Here is a 16,555-nt window from a genome sequence, read left to right as displayed (position 1 = left end):
TGCCCTGCGCCACACTGCCGGCAACAAATCGGGTTATCCCAAGCGATTGCAGGCGGGGCACAGGCCGCCGTCTTTTGTGTTGTAGGCGAAGGAAAACATGAGTCTCGAGCTGGTTATTTTCGATTGTGACGGTGTGCTGGTGGATAGCGAACTGCTGGCGACACGCGCGCTGGTGGAGCAGGCCGGCGAACTGGGCCTGACGCTCGATCTGCATGAGACGGAGGTCAAATATCGCGGCTGGAAGTTCGCCGACACGCTGGCCGATCTGGAGGTCATGCTCGGCCGTCCGCTGCCGGAAAATTTCCTGCCCAACCATCGCTCCCGCTCCGATGTGCTGTTTCAGGCCGAGCTGACGATGATCGAGGGCATCGACCGGGCGCTTGCCGCCATTGGCTTGCCCTTTTGCGTTGCTTCCAACGGCACGCCGGAAAAAATCCGCCTCTCGCTGCGCAAGACCGGGCTTTATCCCTTCTTCGGCGAAGGGCGCATCTTCAGCGCCTATGAGGTGGGGTCCTGGAAACCCGATCCGGGCCTGTTCCTGCATGCGGCACAGGCCATGGGGGCAAGCCCTCAGAACTGCATCGTGGTGGAAGACAGCGTGCCGGGCGTGCGCGCCGCCATTGCCGCTGGCATGAGGGTTTTCGGTTATGCCGCCGTGCCGGGCTCGCGTGAGGCGCTGACGGCCGAGGGGGCCCAGACCTTCCGCGCCATGGAGATGCTGCCGGCCCTGCTGGCCGCGGCCTGATCGGGGCTTCATACCCGCCTCATCACGGCGCCTCTTTGCAGTCCCTCGCGCTTTTCCTATCGTGAAGCGGTAACGGTCAGGCCGGTCCGCAGCGGGGAGTTGCCGGGACTGGCCGACCTCAAAAACGGGCCGGGCAGGCCGACGGGGGCCAGATGCAGGATCGTGCGCAGCAGGAAACAGGCGCCATCGGTGCGGCCGAAGCGTCCGCAGCCCTCAAGGGCGGCGGATGGCGGCGCGGCGCTTTCTTCGCCGTCTTCTATGTGCTGGCCGCGCTTGCCACTCTGGCTTTCGCCCTGTGGTCGGTCGACCGGCGGCTGTCGGAAGTCGATGCCCAGGCCCATACCCAGGGCGAGGTGATTTCCCGCCGGCTGATGTCCTCCGTCGGCACCGCGACCATGATCGTGGAGCTGATGCAGCAGGTGGCGCAGGATCAGTACAGCAGCCGCCAGCCTTATGCCGCTCCCAGCGACCTGTTTCGCACGCTCAGACCGACGCCGGATAATGAGGGTTACCAGCTCGATGATCCGGGGTCGGCGGGGTACGAGCCCGGGCAGATCGGCAATCTCACCGGCCTCGGCGCGCTCGACCGGCTGGATAGCGGCGGCCAACTGGACGACCGCTTCCGCCGCGAGGTGGAGATGGCGCTGTCGCTCCACTCCATCTTCCGGCTGGCGGCGAGCCGGCTGCCCAACATCCCCTGGGTTTATTACATCTCCGCCAGCCGCTTTGAATATATCTACCCCTTCGTGCCCTCGGCGCAGTCGCGCTTTGCCGACGAGGATCTGATCCAGCCCTATTTCACCTACGGAACACCGGACCGTAACCCGGGCCGCCAGCCCTATTTTACCCCGGTCTACCAGGATGACGGCGGGCGTGGACTGGTGGTCAGCATTGGCCGGCCGGTTTATAGCGGCGAGCGTTTCATGGGTATCGTCGCGCTCGATTTCACGCTCGATTATCTTGATGAGCTGCTGGGCGATTTCCCCGCCGAACTCGGTGCGCTGCGCCTTGCGGATGAAAATGCCCGCATCGTCGCCGGCGGGGTCGCCGGAGCGCAGGTCAGTGCCGGCACGGTTGCCGAGGCCTGGCCGCTGCCGGGCACCTCCTGGTCGGTTATCCGCCTCAAGGATCATCGTCCCTGGTTGCAGCGGGTTGTCGGGGCGGCGGGCGGTGAACTGGCGGTCAGCGCGCTTATTCTGGTGTTGCTGGGCATTATCGAATGGCGCCGGCGTGTCGGCCTCGTCATCGAAGCGCGGCGCCAGCAGCTTGCCATCGCCAATGCCGAACTTGCCGTTGCCCGCGAACAGGCGGAGGCGGCAACGGTCGCCAAATCCAACTTCCTTGCCTCCATGAGCCACGAGATCAGAACGCCGATGAATGGCGTGATGTCGATGGCCGAGCTGCTGGACCAGACCGCGCTCAGCGACGAACAACGGTCGATGACAACGATCATCCGCCAGTCTTCCGCCGCGCTTCTCGGCATCATCAACGACATCCTCGATTTCTCGAAGATCGAGGCCGGCAAACTCGACATCGAGCTGCTGGAGATCGACCCCGGCGAGCTGATCGAGGAAGTGGCCGAGCTTCTGGAGATGCGCACCGAGGAGCGCGGCATCGCCCTTGTCGTCGATATCGATCCGGCATTGCCGCAGCGCCTGACCGGCGACCCGACGCGCCTGCGCCAGATTCTACTCAACCTCGGCGGCAACGCCGTGAAGTTTACCGAGCGCGGCCATGTGATGCTGCGGGCGCTGGTGCGAGGTGCGGGCGCAGAGGCCCGATTGCGGCTGGAGGTTGTCGACAGCGGCATTGGCCTGACTGAAGAGCAGCGTGCACGCCTCTTCCAGCCCTTTGCACAGGCCGACAGTTCCACCGCGCGCAAATATGGCGGCACCGGCCTTGGCCTTTCCATCTGCCGGCGCCTTGTCGAGCTGATGGAGGGGGCCATCGGTGTTGAAAGCAAGGTCGGGGAAGGCTCCACCTTCTGGTTTGAACTGCCGCTAAGGGCCAGCGAGGGCAGCGGGCCCCTGTTGCCTGAAGCCGATATCGGCGATGCGCGGCTGCTGCTGGTTACCGGCAACGCGCCGCAGGTGCCGGCGCTACGCCACGCGCTTAGCGCCGTGCCGCATATCGAGGTGGCGACCAGCGGCAGCGAGGCGCTGACGGCACTTGCCGAGCGGCCGTTCGATCTCGTGCTGGTCGAGGCGGTGTTCCGGGACATGACGGCACTTGACCTGCGCCGCCGCGCCCTTGCGGCTGCGGGGGACGCAGCGCCGCGTTTTGCACTGCTTGCCTCCCGCCGGCTCTATTCCACCCTGTCGGAGGCGGAGCGTGTCGGCTTCTTCACCACGCTCACCCTGCCGCCGCGCCGGGCACGGCTGATGAATGCGGTTGCCGCCGCGCTGGGCCGCGCCGAGCTGCGCCGGGCCGGCGCGCTTGCCGATCCGTCGGCCGAGAGCTGGGAACCGCCCGCGCTGGAAGAGGCGCATGCCAATGGTGTTGCCGTGCTGGTGGCAGAAGATAACCCCACCAACCAGACGGTCATCGCCCGCCATCTGCACCGCCTGGGCTACGCGCATGAAATCGCCGTTAATGGCGCCGTGGCGCTGGAGTTGCTGGCGCGGCCGGAGCAGGGCTTTGGCCTGCTGCTGACCGATTTCCACATGCCGGAGATGGATGGCTTTGAACTGACGGCGGCTGTGCGCCGGGCAGAGGAGGGGAGCCCCCGCCATCTGCCGATCATCGCGCTCACCGCGGATGCGCTGACCGGCACCGAGCAGCAATGCCTTGATGCCGGCATGGATGGCTATCTTACCAAGCCGATCAATTCCGGCCTGCTGCGCGACACGCTCGCTGCTTTTCTGCCCGCCGCGGCCGGGTTCCGTCACCAAAGGGAGGCTGAGGAAGACGCGGCTGTGGCGGCAGGTGAGTCTGCGGGGCCGGCCTTCGATCCGGAGATTTTCGATCTCGCCCGTGTTGAGGAGATCTTCGGCGCGCTTGACGGTGAAGCGCTGGGGTTCGTCGAGGATTTTGTGGCAAGCGTGCCGGGCCGGATTGAACGAATCGAAACTGCCCTGGCGACTGGAAACGGGGCCGAGGCGCGTGAAGAAGTGCATTCGCTGAAGGGGGCAGCCCTTTCCATCGGTGCGCAGCGGCTCGGGCGGCTTGCGGCGGACCTGCAGGACATTCTCGATGCCGGCGATCTCGATGCGGCGCTATTTATTGCGCCTGCACTTTCGCCTACTCTCGATGAACTGGCCGTCGCCATCGGAACCTTGCGACAAAGCTCCAGGCTCAGGGACCTGTCATGACGGTTGTAGGCATTTCGAGCCTCAAGCTCCTGCTCGTCGAGGACGAGAAATATACCCGCACGCTGGTGGGCCGGCTGCTGCGCCAGTATGGCTTCGAGCATATCTATGAGGCCGCAGACGGCGTTGCCGGCCTGCGCGAGATGATCCGTGTGCGCCCGGATATCGTGCTGTGCGACATCCACATGAAACCGCTGGACGGCATGGGTTTCCTGCAGAAGGTGCGGGCCGCCCCGATCGAGGCGTTGCGGGCAACGCCCGTCATCTTCCTCACCGCCGATTCAGACGAGGCGCAGGTGCGCAAGGCGCGCGAGCATATGGCGGACGGCTATCTGGTAAAGCCGATTTCCCCGGCCGCACTGGAAAAGCGCCTCGATCCCATCGTGGTCAAGGTGCTGGAGCAGTACAAAACCCGCCAACCGTCCTGAAGGGGAAATGGCTGAGGGGCACACACCCTCATCCGGCCTTCGGCCACCTTCTCCATGAATGGAGAAGGAAAAAGAGCGCCTCAAATCCTTCTCCACTTGTGGAGAAGGTGCCGCGTAGCGGCGGATGAGGATGTATGCCTTTCGGCCTTCTCCGCCCTTATTTAACCGCGCTTAGTCCCATCAGGCTGCGCGCGAACTGGTCCGCATCGAAGGGGCGCAGGTCGTCCACACTTTCGCCCACGCCGATGAAATGTACCGGCAGGCCGAACTGCTGGGCCAGCGCCACGATCACGCCGCCCTTGGCCGAGCCGTCGAGCTTGGTGAGGATGAGGCCGGAGACCTCTACCATCTCCTTGAAGACGCGCACCTGCTCCACGGCATTCTGGCCGGTGGTGGCATCGAGCGTCAGCAGGGTGGAATGCGGGGCGTCGGGCGCTATTTTGCGGATGACGCGCACGATCTTGGTCAGCTCGTCCATCAGGCCCTTCTTGTTGTGAAGGCGCCCGGCGGTATCGACCATCAGGATGTCATTGCCCTTTGAGCGGGCCTGCTCCAGCGCGCTGAAGGCAAGGCCGGCGGCATCCGCCCCCTCGGCCCCGGCGATCACCGGGCTGCCGGTGCGCTCGCCCCAGACCTTGAGCTGTTCCACCGCTGCGGCGCGGAAGGTATCGGCGGCACACAGCATCGGCTGGCGGCCTTCGGCGCGCCAGCTCTGGGAGAGCTTGCCGATGGTGGTGGTCTTGCCGGTGCCGTTGACACCGACCATCAGCAGCACATGCGGCTTTGCGTCCTGGATTTCCAGCGGGCGGGCGACGGGCTTCAGGATGGCGGCGATTTCCGCGGCCAGAAACTCGCGCACTTCCTCGCTGGAGATCTCCTTGCCGAAGCGGTTCTTCGCCAGTGCGGCCGTCAGCTTTGCGGCCGTGGCCGGGCCCATGTCGGCGGTGATCAGCAGCTCTTGCAGCTGCTCCAGCGTCTCGTCATCCAGCTTACGCTTGGTGAAGATGCTGCCAATGCCCTCGGTCAGCTTCGAGGAGGAGCGGGTAAGGCCCGCCGTCAGGCGGCCAAGCCAGCTGCGTTTGGGCTGGGGTGGCTCTGCCGGCGATGCTGCCGGTTCGATAAAGACGGGGGCAGGGATCGCTTCCGGCTCAGCCGCGACCTCGGGTTCGAGTGTCGGCTCTGCAACCTCCGGCTCGACGGAGGCGGTCTCGTCCGTCTGAGATTCCCCCGCAGCCGGCTCTTCTGTTTCGGTCGCCCCTGCCTCGGCCGAAATCTCTTCTGCCGGCAGAACCTCTTCCACCGGCTTCTCGGCTTCCTGCTTCTTCTTGCGTCCGAACCCGAACAACATCGGCCGGTAATCCCCTCGTTCTTTGTCTTTTATCTGCCGTGGCGCGGTCAGGCCGCTTCGGCGGTCAGGAAGTCACCCTCGACGCCGGTAATGCGCATGCGGGTGATGCGGCCGGGCTCGGCGCCCGTCAGGCGCACCTGCGCAAACTGCTCGGTGCGGCCCATCTCCGGCTTTTCGGCCAACACATTGGCTTCCTTGCCCACCTGCGAGGCGAGATAGGCAGCCAGTGCCTCGCTGCCAAGGGCGCGCAGGGCGGCGGCGCGTGCCTTGCGCTCGGGCATCGGCACCTGCGGCATGCGCGCGGCGGGCGTGCCCTTGCGGGCGGAATAGGGGAAGACGTGCAGATAGGTCAGGCCCAGCTGGCGCACGGTCGCCAGTGTGGTGGCCGCCATCTCGTCCGTCTCGGTCGGGAAACCGGCGATAAGGTCGGCGCCGAAGACGATCTCCGGCCGCGCCTTGCGGGCACGTTCCACGAAGGCGAGCGCATCGGCCACGGAGTGGCGGCGCTTCATGCGCTTCAGGATCATGTCATCGCCCGATTGCAGCGAGAGATGCAGATGCGGCATCAGGCGCGGCTCGTTTTCGATGAGGCGCCAGAGGTCTTCATCCATCTCCACGGCATCGAGGCTGGAGAGCCTGAGGCGCGGCAGCTCCGGAACAGCGGCCAGCAGCCGGCGGATCATCTGCCCGAAACTGGGGCTGCCCGGCAGGTCGGGGCCGTAGGAGGTCACGTCCACGCCCGACAGCACCACTTCGCTGTAGCCGGCGGCTACCAACTGGCGCACTTCGGCCACCACTTCGCCCATCGGCACCGAGCGGGAATTGCCGCGGCCATAGGGGATGATGCAGAAGGTGCAGCGATGGTCACAGCCATTTTGTACCTGCACGAAGGCGCGCGCCCGTTCGCCGAAGCCGGCGATCATGTGGCTTGCGGTTTCCTTGACCGACATGATGTCGTTGACGCGCACACGCTCGGACGGCGGGCCGCCATTGGAGAGGAAACGCCAGCTCTCCGCCTTCAGCTTCTCCTCATTGCCGATCACCTGATCGACCTCGCCCATGCCGGCGTAACTTTCCGGGTCGATCTGGGCGCCGCAGCCGGTGACGACGAGGCGGGCGGAGGGGTTCTCACGGCGCAGCTTGCGAATGGCCTGGCGCGCCTGGCGCTCGGCCTCCGCCGTCACGGCGCAGGTATTGACGATGATGGTATCGGTAAGCCCCGCCTCTGCAGCCTTCTGGCGGATGACCTCGCTTTCATAGGCGTTGAGGCGGCACCCGAAAGTCACCACCTCCACGTCCGCGCGCGGCGCGCCGGGGATCGGCAGCGCCGGGGAAAGATCGGCTTCTGCTTCGCTCATGCGGCTACCCGGGCGCCCGTTTCGTCCAGCCCCGCCGCGCGGAACAGATCCGCCGACAGCGTGCCGGTAAAGCTGGTGGAGGCCGCGCCACTCATCAGCACATGCCCGTCGCTTTCGCGCCATTCGATGGTGAGGTCGCCGCCATCGAGCCGGACCACGGCCTTGCGGCCCTGGATAAGGCCGCGGCGCACAGCCGCCACCAGCACGGCGCAGGCACCGGTACCGCAGGCGCGGGTAATGCCGACCCCGCGCTCCCAGGTGCGCTGACGCAGCGAGCCATCGGCGAGCACCGTCACCGCCTCGATATTCGCGCGCTTCGGGAAGAGTGGATCGTGTTCGAGGCCGGGGCCCAGCGAAGCGAGATCAACCGCCTCGGCATCGGGCACGAAGAAGACGGCGTGCGGGTTGCCCATGGAAACGCCGACCGGGTTCGCCAGCGGACCGGCGGAAAGCGGCAGCGACAGGGTATCCATCTCGCGCGCCAGCGGCAGGTCCTGCCAGTCGAGGCGGGCAGGGCCCATATCCACGGTGGCGGCGCCGGGCGCGAAGGCATCGGCGTTGAGCAGACCGGCCACGGTCTCGATCACGATGTTGCTGCGCCCGGTCTCGCGCGCCAGCAGATCGGCCACGCAGCGCGTGGCATTGCCGCAGGCCTCGACCTCGCCGCCATCATTGTTGCGGATGCGCATGTAAACGTCAGTGCCCGGCGTGCGCGGGGCTTCCAGCAGGATAAGCTGGTCACATCCCACACCCGTCTTGCGGTCGGCAATGGCAGCCGCGCTCTCGTCGCTGAGCGCGATGGGGTGCTCGCGTCCGTCAAGCACGACGAAATCGTTGCCGAGGCCGTGCATCTTCCAGAAGGGCCGGCCGGCCAGCGCAGAGCTGGTTTGGGAAGCAGTGGTGGTCATGACAGGTTCTATATAAGGGCGAGGGGCTATCGGCGTCTATCGCAAGGCTCATAATGACACGTCATGGCAGAGATGTTCATGTGGACGGCCCGCTGTGGCTGGTCTCGTAAAGTATAGGCCGATCCGGATTTGTATTAACCCGCCGGTCCCAGGATATCTCCGCCGGCGGTGTGTTTATCTTAGAATTATACTTTAGATTGATTTATATTTTCATAATTTATTTTAAATAAAATATTCTTAGATAGTTAGCACTTTTTAAGAGATTTGATGTAGTCCGGTTTGGCCTTTTGGGTGCCGGCCGGTGAGCGTTGATATTCATCGATCACAACAGACCAGCGGCGGCGGGATCAATGTCGTTTCAAATGGGGGAAGTGTACCAATGAAGAGGGCGCTGTTCTGCTTTCTGCTCCTTGCCGGTCTTGGCGGTTGTGCCGTGAACCAAGGTGAGGTCGAGGTCAAATATGCCGGACCGGTCGCAACAAGCACCGTGCCCGGCGCTTCCAGCGTAACCATCGATGTCGTTCCGAAGGACGGCCGGGTCATCAACAGTGATCGTGTTTCGACCAAGAGAAACGGTTACGGAATGAAGATGGCCAAGATCATCGCGACGAATGATGTTGCCACAGAAGTTTCATCGGCCGTAGCAACAGAACTCTCGGCGATGGGCTTCAAGACTGGACCCGGCGGGGTGAAGATCGTCGTCGAGACCATAATTTTCTACAATGATTTCGATGTTCACTTTTTCTCGGTGGATTGCCAAGCCCGGGTTGCCTTCAATCTGGTTGCATCTTCTTCTGCGGGAAAGACAATCTACACGCACAGTTACGATGCGAACATAACGCGGCCATTTAGCGGGCTGTCGCCGAGCGACAGCACTCAAGCAGCCCTTGATGAGGCGTTGGCAAAGGCTGTGCAGCAGGTCATTGCCGACAGGGACCTGCATGACACTCTCGTACGGGATGCCGCGGCGGCCGATCCAGCGCCGGTTTCATAAGTCTCTGCCGGTAACGGGCCGCAGGCCTTAACCTCATCGCTGTCATTGTGGCAACTGCACACATAGACAGCGATACCCGGCGTGCGAGGGCTCCCAGCAGGGTAAGTTGGAAGCCCCCCCGCGCCAATCTTGTGCTCTGCTATGGCAGCTGCACTCTTTTCGCTTAGCGATATGGGCATCCGCCTCCCTCAAGCGCGACAAAATCGTCGCCGAAGCAGTGTATCTTCCAGATGGCGGCCAGCATGGAGCGGGTATAGGAAGCAGTGGTGGCCACTGCGGGCTCACAATATAAGGGCGAGCAGTGGCTTTCGTGCCATAGAGGGGGCCGCTGCATTGTCGATCTTATTCATGCCCGGGGCGACGCTACGGTAGATACGGGCGAAGAATCCCGGTCTGCTGCCGCTTCAAGGAGGAATGATTGAAATCGTCCATTGCCCTTATGGTGGTGGGTTTTCTGGTGACCACAGCCGGAGTTGCATATGCGGATGATGCCCCCTCCGGTCACTATGTTTTTGCGGAAGGCGATAGCACTGCTGCGCTCAAGGCCGCCGGCAGGAGCGCTGAGCGCATTCAGGCCATTCTGGGCAAGCAGCGCGGCTACAGCATCGATTTTGATGAGGATACCACTGAGTTTCGTCCTGCGAGCGGAACCCCGGCCGTGACCTGCAGCTGGGATGTGGATGACAAGGACGAGATCGTCTTTTCCGGCTGTGTGGATGACGCCGGCGAGGAAGCCGAGAAGGGCAAGCCTGCCCATGTTGACTGGATGGATGACGACAGCCTTGAGGTCTATGAGCCCGATGGCTCGAAGCTGGTTTACCGCAAGCAGCCATAGGTCGCCTGCGCAACGCCCGGAAGCACCAAAGACAAAAGGCTGGCCCGGTTTCCCGGGCCAGCCTTTTTCATGTCATCGTAAGAAGCAGAGGCTTGTCGCGGCGATCCATGTCCCCTAAGGGGCGGAGCGCGGCAGGCATGTCATCTCCCCGAGAGGGCGGGGCACCTTTTCCCGCTAAGGAAAAGGCGAACGTCAGCGTCTTACTTGGAGCCCTTGGGCGGGCGCTGTTCGATGCCGTGACCGGTGGTGCGCTCGACGATACGAGCGGACTTGCCGCGACGATCGCGCAGGTAATAGAGCTTGGCGCGGCGGACGTCACCGCGGCGGATCAGCTCGATGCTGGCGATACGCGGGCTGTAGAGCGGGAACACGCGCTCGACGCCTTCGCCGTAGGAAATCTTGCGGACGGTGAAGTTGGAGTTCACGCCGTCGTTCTTGCGGGCGATGCAGACGCCTTCATAGGCCTGCACGCGCTCGCGGGTGCCTTCGATAACCTTGACGTTCACGCGCAGCGTGTCGCCCGGGGAGAAATCCGGAACCGCGTGGTCGAGCTTCTCGATCTCGACAGCTTCGATCGCGGCAATGATCGGGTTCTTCATAACCTTGCCCTCTCTTGACTGTTCTGACGGCCCCAAGGCGAGATGCCGCGGGCCGCCACTCCTCAAAACTACCGCTGCTTGCGCCTGCCCGCCCGTGTCGCTTCAACCCTGGCCCAGAGATCGGGGCGGCGTGCCCTGGTGATCTCTTCGGCCTGGGCCTGACGCCACTGGCGGATGCGCTCATGGTGACCGGAGAGCAGCACCTCCGGCACCTCCATCCCCTCCCACACGGCAGGCCGCGTGTAGAGCGGATATTCCAGAAGACTCTGCTCGAAACTTTCTTCGCTCAGCGTCTCGACATTTCCCATCACTCCCGGCAGCAGCCGCACGACGGCATCCATCAGGATCATCGCCGCCAGCTCGCCGCCGGAAAGCACATAGTCGCCGACAGACAGCTCCTCAACCTCAAGCCGGTCCAGTGCGCGCTGGTCGACACCCTCATAGCGACCGCATAACAGGATCGCACCGGGGCTATCGGCAAGCGCGCGGGCCCGTTCCTGGGTCAGGGGAGCGCCGCGTGGCGACAGATAAATAACAGGGCCGGTATGCTCCTGCCCCCCGTGCCCGCGCGCAGCTTCCACCGCAGCGCTGATGACATCGGGACGCATGACCATGCCGGCCCCTCCGCCGAACGGTGTGTCGTCAACGGAGCGGTGCTTATCGCTCGCAAAGGAGCGGATGTCCAGCGTTTCCAGTTGCCATATCCCGGCCTCCAGCGCTTTTCCGGCAAGGGAATGGCCGAGCGGACCCGGAAACATTTCCGGAAATATCGTCAGCACCCGGGCAAGCCAGGGGGCGGAGCCGTTACTTTCCGGGATATGCATGCCTCAGCCCTCGTCCACGGGGCTGTCAGCACCGGCATCAGCCTCCGAGTCGGCTGCTGTTGCCGACTTGTCGCCGGCGCCTTTGCGCGGCGCCGGGCGGCTCATTTCAAACAGGCCTTCGGGCGGGTCGATGACAACGCGGCCGCCGGCCACATCAACCGTCGGCACGATCTCGCGGCGGAAAGGCACCATCACGGCCTGGCCGCCACGCAGTTGCACCTCCAGCAGGTCCCCGGCGCCAAACTCATGCACCGCGCGCACGGTGCCGAGGCGCTCGCCCTTCAGGTCTTCGACGGCAAGGCCGATAAGATCGGCATAATAGAATTCGTCTTCATCTTCCGTTGCCGGCAGGGCGGAGCGGTCGACGAACAGTTCGGTGCCGCGCAGGGCCTGCGCGGTCTCGCGGTCGGTAATGCCCTTGAGCGTGGCAATCCACTGGCCATTGCTGGCCGTGCCGACGATGCGCAGGGCAAAGCTGCGGCTGCCGTCAGCGGTGCTGAGCGGTCCGTAATCGGCGATCGCTTCCGGATCGGCCGTGAACGGCTTGAGCTTTACCGCGCCGCGCACTCCGTGGGAGCCGGTAATGACGGCGACGCAGACCTTGGCTGGCGGCATGGGATGCCTCGTCAGTTCCTGAAATTCAGCAGGCCGGAACCTGAAACAGAAACCGGAAACGCCGCGCCGGCGAGCCCCGATAGCCGCCAGGAGGCGGAGGGAGGGGCGGGCAGCCGGGCGCGGCGTTCCAGTCAGTTCAAAACCCTGAAGCCGGCACGCCGGCCGTCTCAAGGGCGGCGGCGTGTCGGGCAAGGTCCTGGTCTCAGGCCTCGGCGGCTTCTTCAGCCGGCGCTTCGGCAGCGGCGGCTTCACGCTCGGCACGCTCCTTGGCGCGCTCCTGGGCCTTGGCCTTCGGAGCGGACTTCTTCGGGGTCTCGACGTTGGCGATCTTCTCGATCAGGCCGGCGTCAGCCAGGAAGCGGGCCACGCGGTCGGACGGCTGGGCGCCCTTCTCGAGCCAGGCCTTGGCCTTCTCGGCGTCGAGGCGGATACGGTCTTCGCCGCCGGTGGCAACCATCGGGTTGTAGAAGCCGAGCTTCTCGATGAAGCGGCCGTCACGCGGGGAGCGGCTGTCGGCAACGACGATGCTGTAGAACGGACGCTTCTTGGAACCGCCGCGGGACAGACGAATACGAAGGGACATTTTTCTCTCTTTCCAATTTACCGGCCGGCCATCGGCCTGCCGGGATGCTGTTTTCAGGGTTTTGAACGCGGTGCCCGGTTTTGAGGCGGGCGGTTTACTTCTTCTTGAACGGGTCGGCCTTGCCACCGAAGAGGCCGCCAAGGCCGGAGGGGAGACCCTTGCCGGTTAAATCCGGCAACCCGCCGCCAAGATTGGGGGGAAGCCCGCCCTTGCCGCCGAGACCCGGCGGCAGGCTGGGGGGCAGGGCGCCAGCTGGTGGCAGGGAAGCTCCCTTGCCGGCCATGCCGCCCATCAGGCCGGAAAGGCCGCCGCGCAGCAGCCCCTTTCCGCCCATCTTCTTCATCTGCTTCATCACAGTCTGCATCTGCTGCCACTGCTTGATGAGGCGATTGATATCCTGCGCGCTGGTTCCGGAACCGGCGGCAATACGCTGCTTGCGGCTGGCCTTGAGGATATCGGGCTTGGCCCGTTCCTTCTTGGTCATCGACAGGATGATGGCTTCCTGGCGCTTCAGCAGGCTTTCGTCGATATTGGCTTCGGACATCTGCTGCTTGATCTTCTTGACGCCTGGCAGCATGCCCATGAGGCCATCCATGCCACCCATTTTGCGGATCTGCCGCATCTGGGCCAGCATGTCGTTCATGTCGAACTGGCCTTCCATCGCCCGGCGGGCGAGCTTCTCGGCCTCTTCCTGGTCGATCGTCTCGGCGGCGCGCTCGACGAGGCCGACAATGTCGCCCATGCCAAGGATGCGGCCGGCCACGCGGTCGGGGTGGAAACCCTCCAGCGCATCGGACTTTTCGCCGACACCGATCAGCTTGATCGGCTTGCCGGTGACCGCGCGCATGGACAGCGCGGCGCCGCCACGGGCGTCACCATCCATACGGGTCATCACGATGCCGGTGATGCCGACGGCATGATCGAAGTTGGTGGCGACCGTCACCGCGTCCTGACCGGTCATGGCGTCGACGACCAGCAGGGTTTCGGCCGGGCTGGTGGCATCGCGCACCGCGGCCACCTCGGCCATCAGCTCTTCGTCGATGCTGAGGCGGCCGGCGGTATCCAGCAGCACCACATCGAAGCCTTCGGTGCGGCCCACCTGCATGGCGCGCTTTGCAATCTCGACCGGCTGCTGGCCGGTGACGATCGGCAGGGTGGCGACATCGATCTGGCGGCCCAGAACCGCCAGCTGCTCCATGGCAGCCGGGCGGCGGGTGTCGAGCGAGGCCATCAGCACCTTCTTGCGCTCGCGCTCCTTGAAGCGGCGGGCAAGCTTGCCGGTGGTGGTGGTTTTACCCGAACCCTGAAGGCCGACCATGAGCACGGGCACCGGCGCAACGGCGCGCAGTTCCACGCCTTCGCTGGTGCCGCCGAGCATCTCCACCAGTGCGTCATGCACGATCTTGATGACCTGCTGACCCGGAGTGATGCTCTTCAGTACCTCATGGCCAACGGCGCGCTCGCGCACCCGGTCGATAAAGTCCTTGACCACCGGCAGCGCAACGTCCGCTTCCAGCAGCGCAATGCGCACTTCGCGCAGCGCGGCGGTAACATCCGCCTCGCTCAGCGCACCGCGCTTGCGCAGCCGGTCGAAGATATCGCCCAGTCTGCCGGAAAGGCCCTCGAACATATCGGCTCGTTCCTCAAGGTTACTGCCTGTTCTGCCGCGGTTGTCACACCGTTTCAGGCCAAGCAAAAAGAGCCAGTGCGCGAAACTCGCGGACTGGCTTTGGCTGTCGGGAAGGGTTGATAAGGCGAAGGGGGCCGAACGTCAACTGTTCTTCACACCCTGCCTTCATATAAGGCGGGCACGCCAGGCAGGTTTCCCTATCATGCGCTGCGGCTTCCGGTCCGGTTTCTTTTTGAATGACGGTGTGGTTAATGGAGGCCGGTCATTCACTTTCTGAGTATAGCGGTGCAATCGTTTCGCATTCTGCGGGAAAATTTTCTGGTCCGATGCAATTCATGACTTGTTCATACTTTCGGTCGATACTTGAGCACCCGATTGTGCCAGACTGCCCTGATATCTGCGGGATGCTTGGTGCGCTGTGACTGAAACACTGCCCCCGAAATCAGACTTCGACCGGGTCCGCATCTCCCAGCAGGATCTGATGACTGCGCTTGCGCTGCATCGGGATTTTCTGGAGGGGCGCGGCAGCGGCCGTGCGCAGCTGAAGCTGCACGATCTCTCCAATCTAGACCTTTCCGGCCAGATGCTGCGCGATGCCGACATGTCCGGCGCGCGGCTGTTCAGCGCCCGCCTTGTCGGGGCGGACCTGCGCCGGGTCAACCTCTTCGCCGCCGACTTGCGCCTTGCCATGATGGACCGGGTGGATGTGAGCCAGGCGGATATGCGCGGCGTGTGCCTGCGCGGTGCTTCGCTTAATGAAGCCACGATGGTGGATGTGGATTTGCGCAACGGCACGTTGATGCGCAAGAGCCGCAACGGCCTGCAGATCGTCACCATCGAGGCCGAGAATCTGGTGGCGGAGCTAACCTGCGCCAGCATGCGTTCTTCCGACCTTTCCCGCGCCAAGCTTTCCAATGGTTTCGTCATGCAGACGGATCTGACGGATGCCGTTCTGCGCGGGGCGAACCTTTCCGGCACCAACATGGCCGGCTCCGACCTTTCAGGCTGCGACCTGACGGGTGCTGACCTTACCGGTTGCGACCTTTCCGGCTGCAACCTTGTCGGCAGCGTGCTGACCGATGCGCGGGTGGTGGATGCCAAGCTGCGCGGGGCAAGCCTTGTCGGCGCCATCCTCGACCGCACCGATTTTCGCCACACCGACCTGTCGCAGACCGACCGTACGCGCGCGCTGGATGAAATCGGTCTCTACAAGATTTTGAAGGCCCATGGCGAATGGGTGGAAAGCGGCGGCAGCCGGGGTGAGCGGGCCGATCTGGGCGGTATGGATCTCGGCCGGCGCGATCTCGACGGGGCGCTGCTTTCCGCGGCCATGCTGTCGGCGGCCGTGCTGGTGGGGGCAAGCCTGCGCCGTGTCGCCATGGCGATGGCCGATCTCAGCTATGCCGATTTGCGCCGGGTGGATGCCGAAAAGGCCGACTGGCGCGGCATCAATCTTTCCCGTGCCACGCTTGACGATGCGGTGCTGGTGGGCGCGCGCCTTGGCCCGGTGCCAATCGGGGGCGGGCAGAATGTGCTCTGGCGCGCCAACCTGACGCGCGCGCGGCTGGAGCGGGCCGACCTGTCGGCGGCAGACCTTACCAATGCCCAGCTTGAGCATGCCCGCCTTGCCGGCGCGGTGCTGCGGGGCGTCAATCTCAAATCCGCCAACCTCGCTTATGCCGATCTTTCTGGCGCGGACCTCACCGGTGCCAATCTGGAAGGGGCAAATCTTCAGGGCACCGTCACGCGGGGCGCCATCGGCCTTTGAGGTCGGCGCCGGGCGGCAGGTTTCTAGCAGCAAAAACCCCTCCGGCCTGAACCGGAGGGGTTTTTGTTTGCGATCGGACGGCAGGCCCTGGAAGGCGTGCCGGATGCGAGCTCAGTCTTCGTAATAACCGACCATGAACAAGAGCCCGTCATGGACCTTCACATAGGTCTTTTTCGGGGTCAGCTTCTTGGTCTCGGGCTGGGTCCAGACATATTCGGTCCAGCCGCCATCGGGGTGGTCTTTGCCCGCCTGCACCATGTCGCGGATGATGTAGCGGTTGTTCACGTCCTTGAGGTCCCAGATCTTGGGATTGTTGACCAGCGCCGGATTGATCGGATGAGCGAGAAAGGTGCCCTTCTCGCTGTCGGCGGCGATGACATAGAACTCGCCCTTCACGAACTCGGCATTGTTCTTGTCGCTGAAATCGACAAATGCCTTGTCGCGGCCAACCTGGTCGTAATGGGCAATGGCGTCATTCACCATGGCAACGGCCGTGTCCTGCTTGGCATCGGCAAACGCGGCAGAGGCGAAAAGGGCAAGCCCGGCGAAGAGGGAAAGGGCAAAACGGACCATTCTTCTGTCTCTAGCTCCAGTGGGAGTGGGTGATGGGTA

15 protein-coding genes are annotated in these 16,555 nt (G+C 64.0%); 6 read left to right on the top strand and 9 right to left on the bottom strand.

The genetic code is table 11. The annotated features are described in order from the left end of the window. Positions 1-97 precede the first annotated feature (97 nt). The 3 genes from QTL98_RS13570 to QTL98_RS13560 all read left to right on the top strand — a co-directional run bounded on the left by QTL98_RS13570 (position 98) and on the right by QTL98_RS13560 (position 4,481). Complete coding sequence (locus tag QTL98_RS13570) at positions 98-745, top strand: HAD family hydrolase (RefSeq protein WP_445679002.1); 648 nt, start codon at positions 98-100, stop codon at positions 743-745. A gap of 152 nt (positions 746-897) precedes the next feature. Further along, positions 898-4,056: an ATP-binding protein gene (locus QTL98_RS13565; protein ID WP_445679001.1), complete on the top strand. Its 3,159-nt coding sequence runs from the start codon at positions 898-900 to the stop codon at positions 4,054-4,056. Next, positions 4,053-4,481: a response regulator gene (locus tag QTL98_RS13560; RefSeq protein WP_445679000.1), complete on the top strand. Its 429-nt coding sequence runs from the start codon at positions 4,053-4,055 to the stop codon at positions 4,479-4,481. The genes QTL98_RS13565 and QTL98_RS13560 overlap by 4 nt, the downstream gene beginning before the upstream one ends. A gap of 157 nt (positions 4,482-4,638) precedes the next feature. On the opposite strand, the gene ftsY is transcribed toward QTL98_RS13560, so the two are convergent. Genes ftsY through dapF form a run of 3 tightly spaced genes read right to left on the bottom strand, consistent with a single transcriptional unit; the run spans position 4,639 to position 8,095 of the window. Further along, complete coding sequence (ftsY, locus tag QTL98_RS13555) at positions 4,639-5,829, bottom strand: signal recognition particle-docking protein FtsY (RefSeq protein WP_445678999.1); 1,191 nt, start codon at positions 5,827-5,829, stop codon at positions 4,639-4,641. Between the two features lie 47 nt (positions 5,830-5,876). Continuing rightward, a complete protein-coding gene (mtaB, locus tag QTL98_RS13550) occupies positions 5,877-7,187 on the bottom strand; it encodes a tRNA (N(6)-L-threonylcarbamoyladenosine(37)-C(2))-methylthiotransferase MtaB (protein WP_445678998.1) in 1,311 nt (436 codons plus the stop codon). Continuing rightward, entirely contained in the window at positions 7,184-8,095 is a 912-nt protein-coding gene (gene dapF, locus QTL98_RS13545) for a diaminopimelate epimerase (protein WP_445678997.1), read from the bottom strand. Before dapF ends, mtaB begins: the two co-directional genes overlap by 4 nt. A gap of 301 nt (positions 8,096-8,396) precedes the next feature. On the opposite strand from dapF, the gene QTL98_RS13540 reads away from it, so the two are divergent. Together QTL98_RS13540 and QTL98_RS13535 are read left to right on the top strand one after the other, a co-directional pair. Further along, positions 8,397-9,089 carry a YajG family lipoprotein gene (locus QTL98_RS13540; RefSeq protein WP_445678996.1) on the top strand — a complete coding sequence of 231 codons (693 nt, stop codon included), beginning with the start codon at positions 8,397-8,399 and terminating at the stop codon, positions 9,087-9,089. Positions 9,090-9,507: 418 nt separating this feature from the next. Continuing rightward, a complete protein-coding gene (locus QTL98_RS13535; protein ID WP_445678995.1) occupies positions 9,508-9,924 on the top strand; it encodes a hypothetical protein in 417 nt (138 codons plus the stop codon). Between the two features lie 200 nt (positions 9,925-10,124). On the opposite strand, the gene rplS is transcribed toward QTL98_RS13535, so the two are convergent. The 5 genes from rplS to ffh form a co-directional block, all read right to left on the bottom strand. Continuing rightward, positions 10,125-10,523, bottom strand: coding sequence for a 50S ribosomal protein L19 (gene rplS, locus QTL98_RS13530; RefSeq protein WP_445678994.1), 399 nt, complete (start codon positions 10,521-10,523; stop codon positions 10,125-10,127). A 68-nt stretch (positions 10,524-10,591) separates the two neighbouring features. Next, a complete protein-coding gene (gene trmD / locus QTL98_RS13525; RefSeq protein WP_445678993.1) occupies positions 10,592-11,347 on the bottom strand; it encodes a tRNA (guanosine(37)-N1)-methyltransferase TrmD in 756 nt (251 codons plus the stop codon). A gap of 3 nt (positions 11,348-11,350) precedes the next feature. Further along, positions 11,351-11,962 carry a ribosome maturation factor RimM gene (gene rimM / locus QTL98_RS13520; RefSeq protein ID WP_445678992.1) on the bottom strand — a complete coding sequence of 204 codons (612 nt, stop codon included), beginning with the start codon at positions 11,960-11,962 and terminating at the stop codon, positions 11,351-11,353. 202 nt (positions 11,963-12,164) lie between these two features. Further along, positions 12,165-12,545 carry a 30S ribosomal protein S16 gene (gene rpsP, locus QTL98_RS13515; protein WP_445678991.1) on the bottom strand — a complete coding sequence of 127 codons (381 nt, stop codon included), beginning with the start codon at positions 12,543-12,545 and terminating at the stop codon, positions 12,165-12,167. A 94-nt stretch (positions 12,546-12,639) separates the two neighbouring features. Continuing rightward, positions 12,640-14,175, bottom strand: a complete 1,536-nt coding sequence (gene ffh / locus QTL98_RS13510) for a signal recognition particle protein (protein WP_445678990.1) — start codon at positions 14,173-14,175, stop codon at positions 12,640-12,642. 481 nt (positions 14,176-14,656) lie between these two features. Here ffh and QTL98_RS13505 point away from each other — a divergent pair, with 481 nt between their 5' ends. Then, entirely contained in the window at positions 14,657-15,943 is a 1,287-nt protein-coding gene (locus QTL98_RS13505) for a pentapeptide repeat-containing protein (protein ID WP_445678989.1), read from the top strand. Between the two features lie 111 nt (positions 15,944-16,054). On the opposite strand, the gene QTL98_RS13500 is transcribed toward QTL98_RS13505, so the two are convergent. Continuing rightward, a complete protein-coding gene (locus tag QTL98_RS13500) occupies positions 16,055-16,516 on the bottom strand; it encodes a cache domain-containing protein (protein WP_445678988.1) in 462 nt (153 codons plus the stop codon). Between the last annotated feature and the right edge of the window lie 39 nt (positions 16,517-16,555).

This window comes from Radicibacter daui (genome assembly GCA_030657355.1).
Lineage (GTDB): Bacteria > Pseudomonadota > Alphaproteobacteria > Radicibacterales > Radicibacteraceae > Radicibacter > Radicibacter daui.
This window is presented reverse-complemented; position numbering and strand designations above follow the sequence as displayed.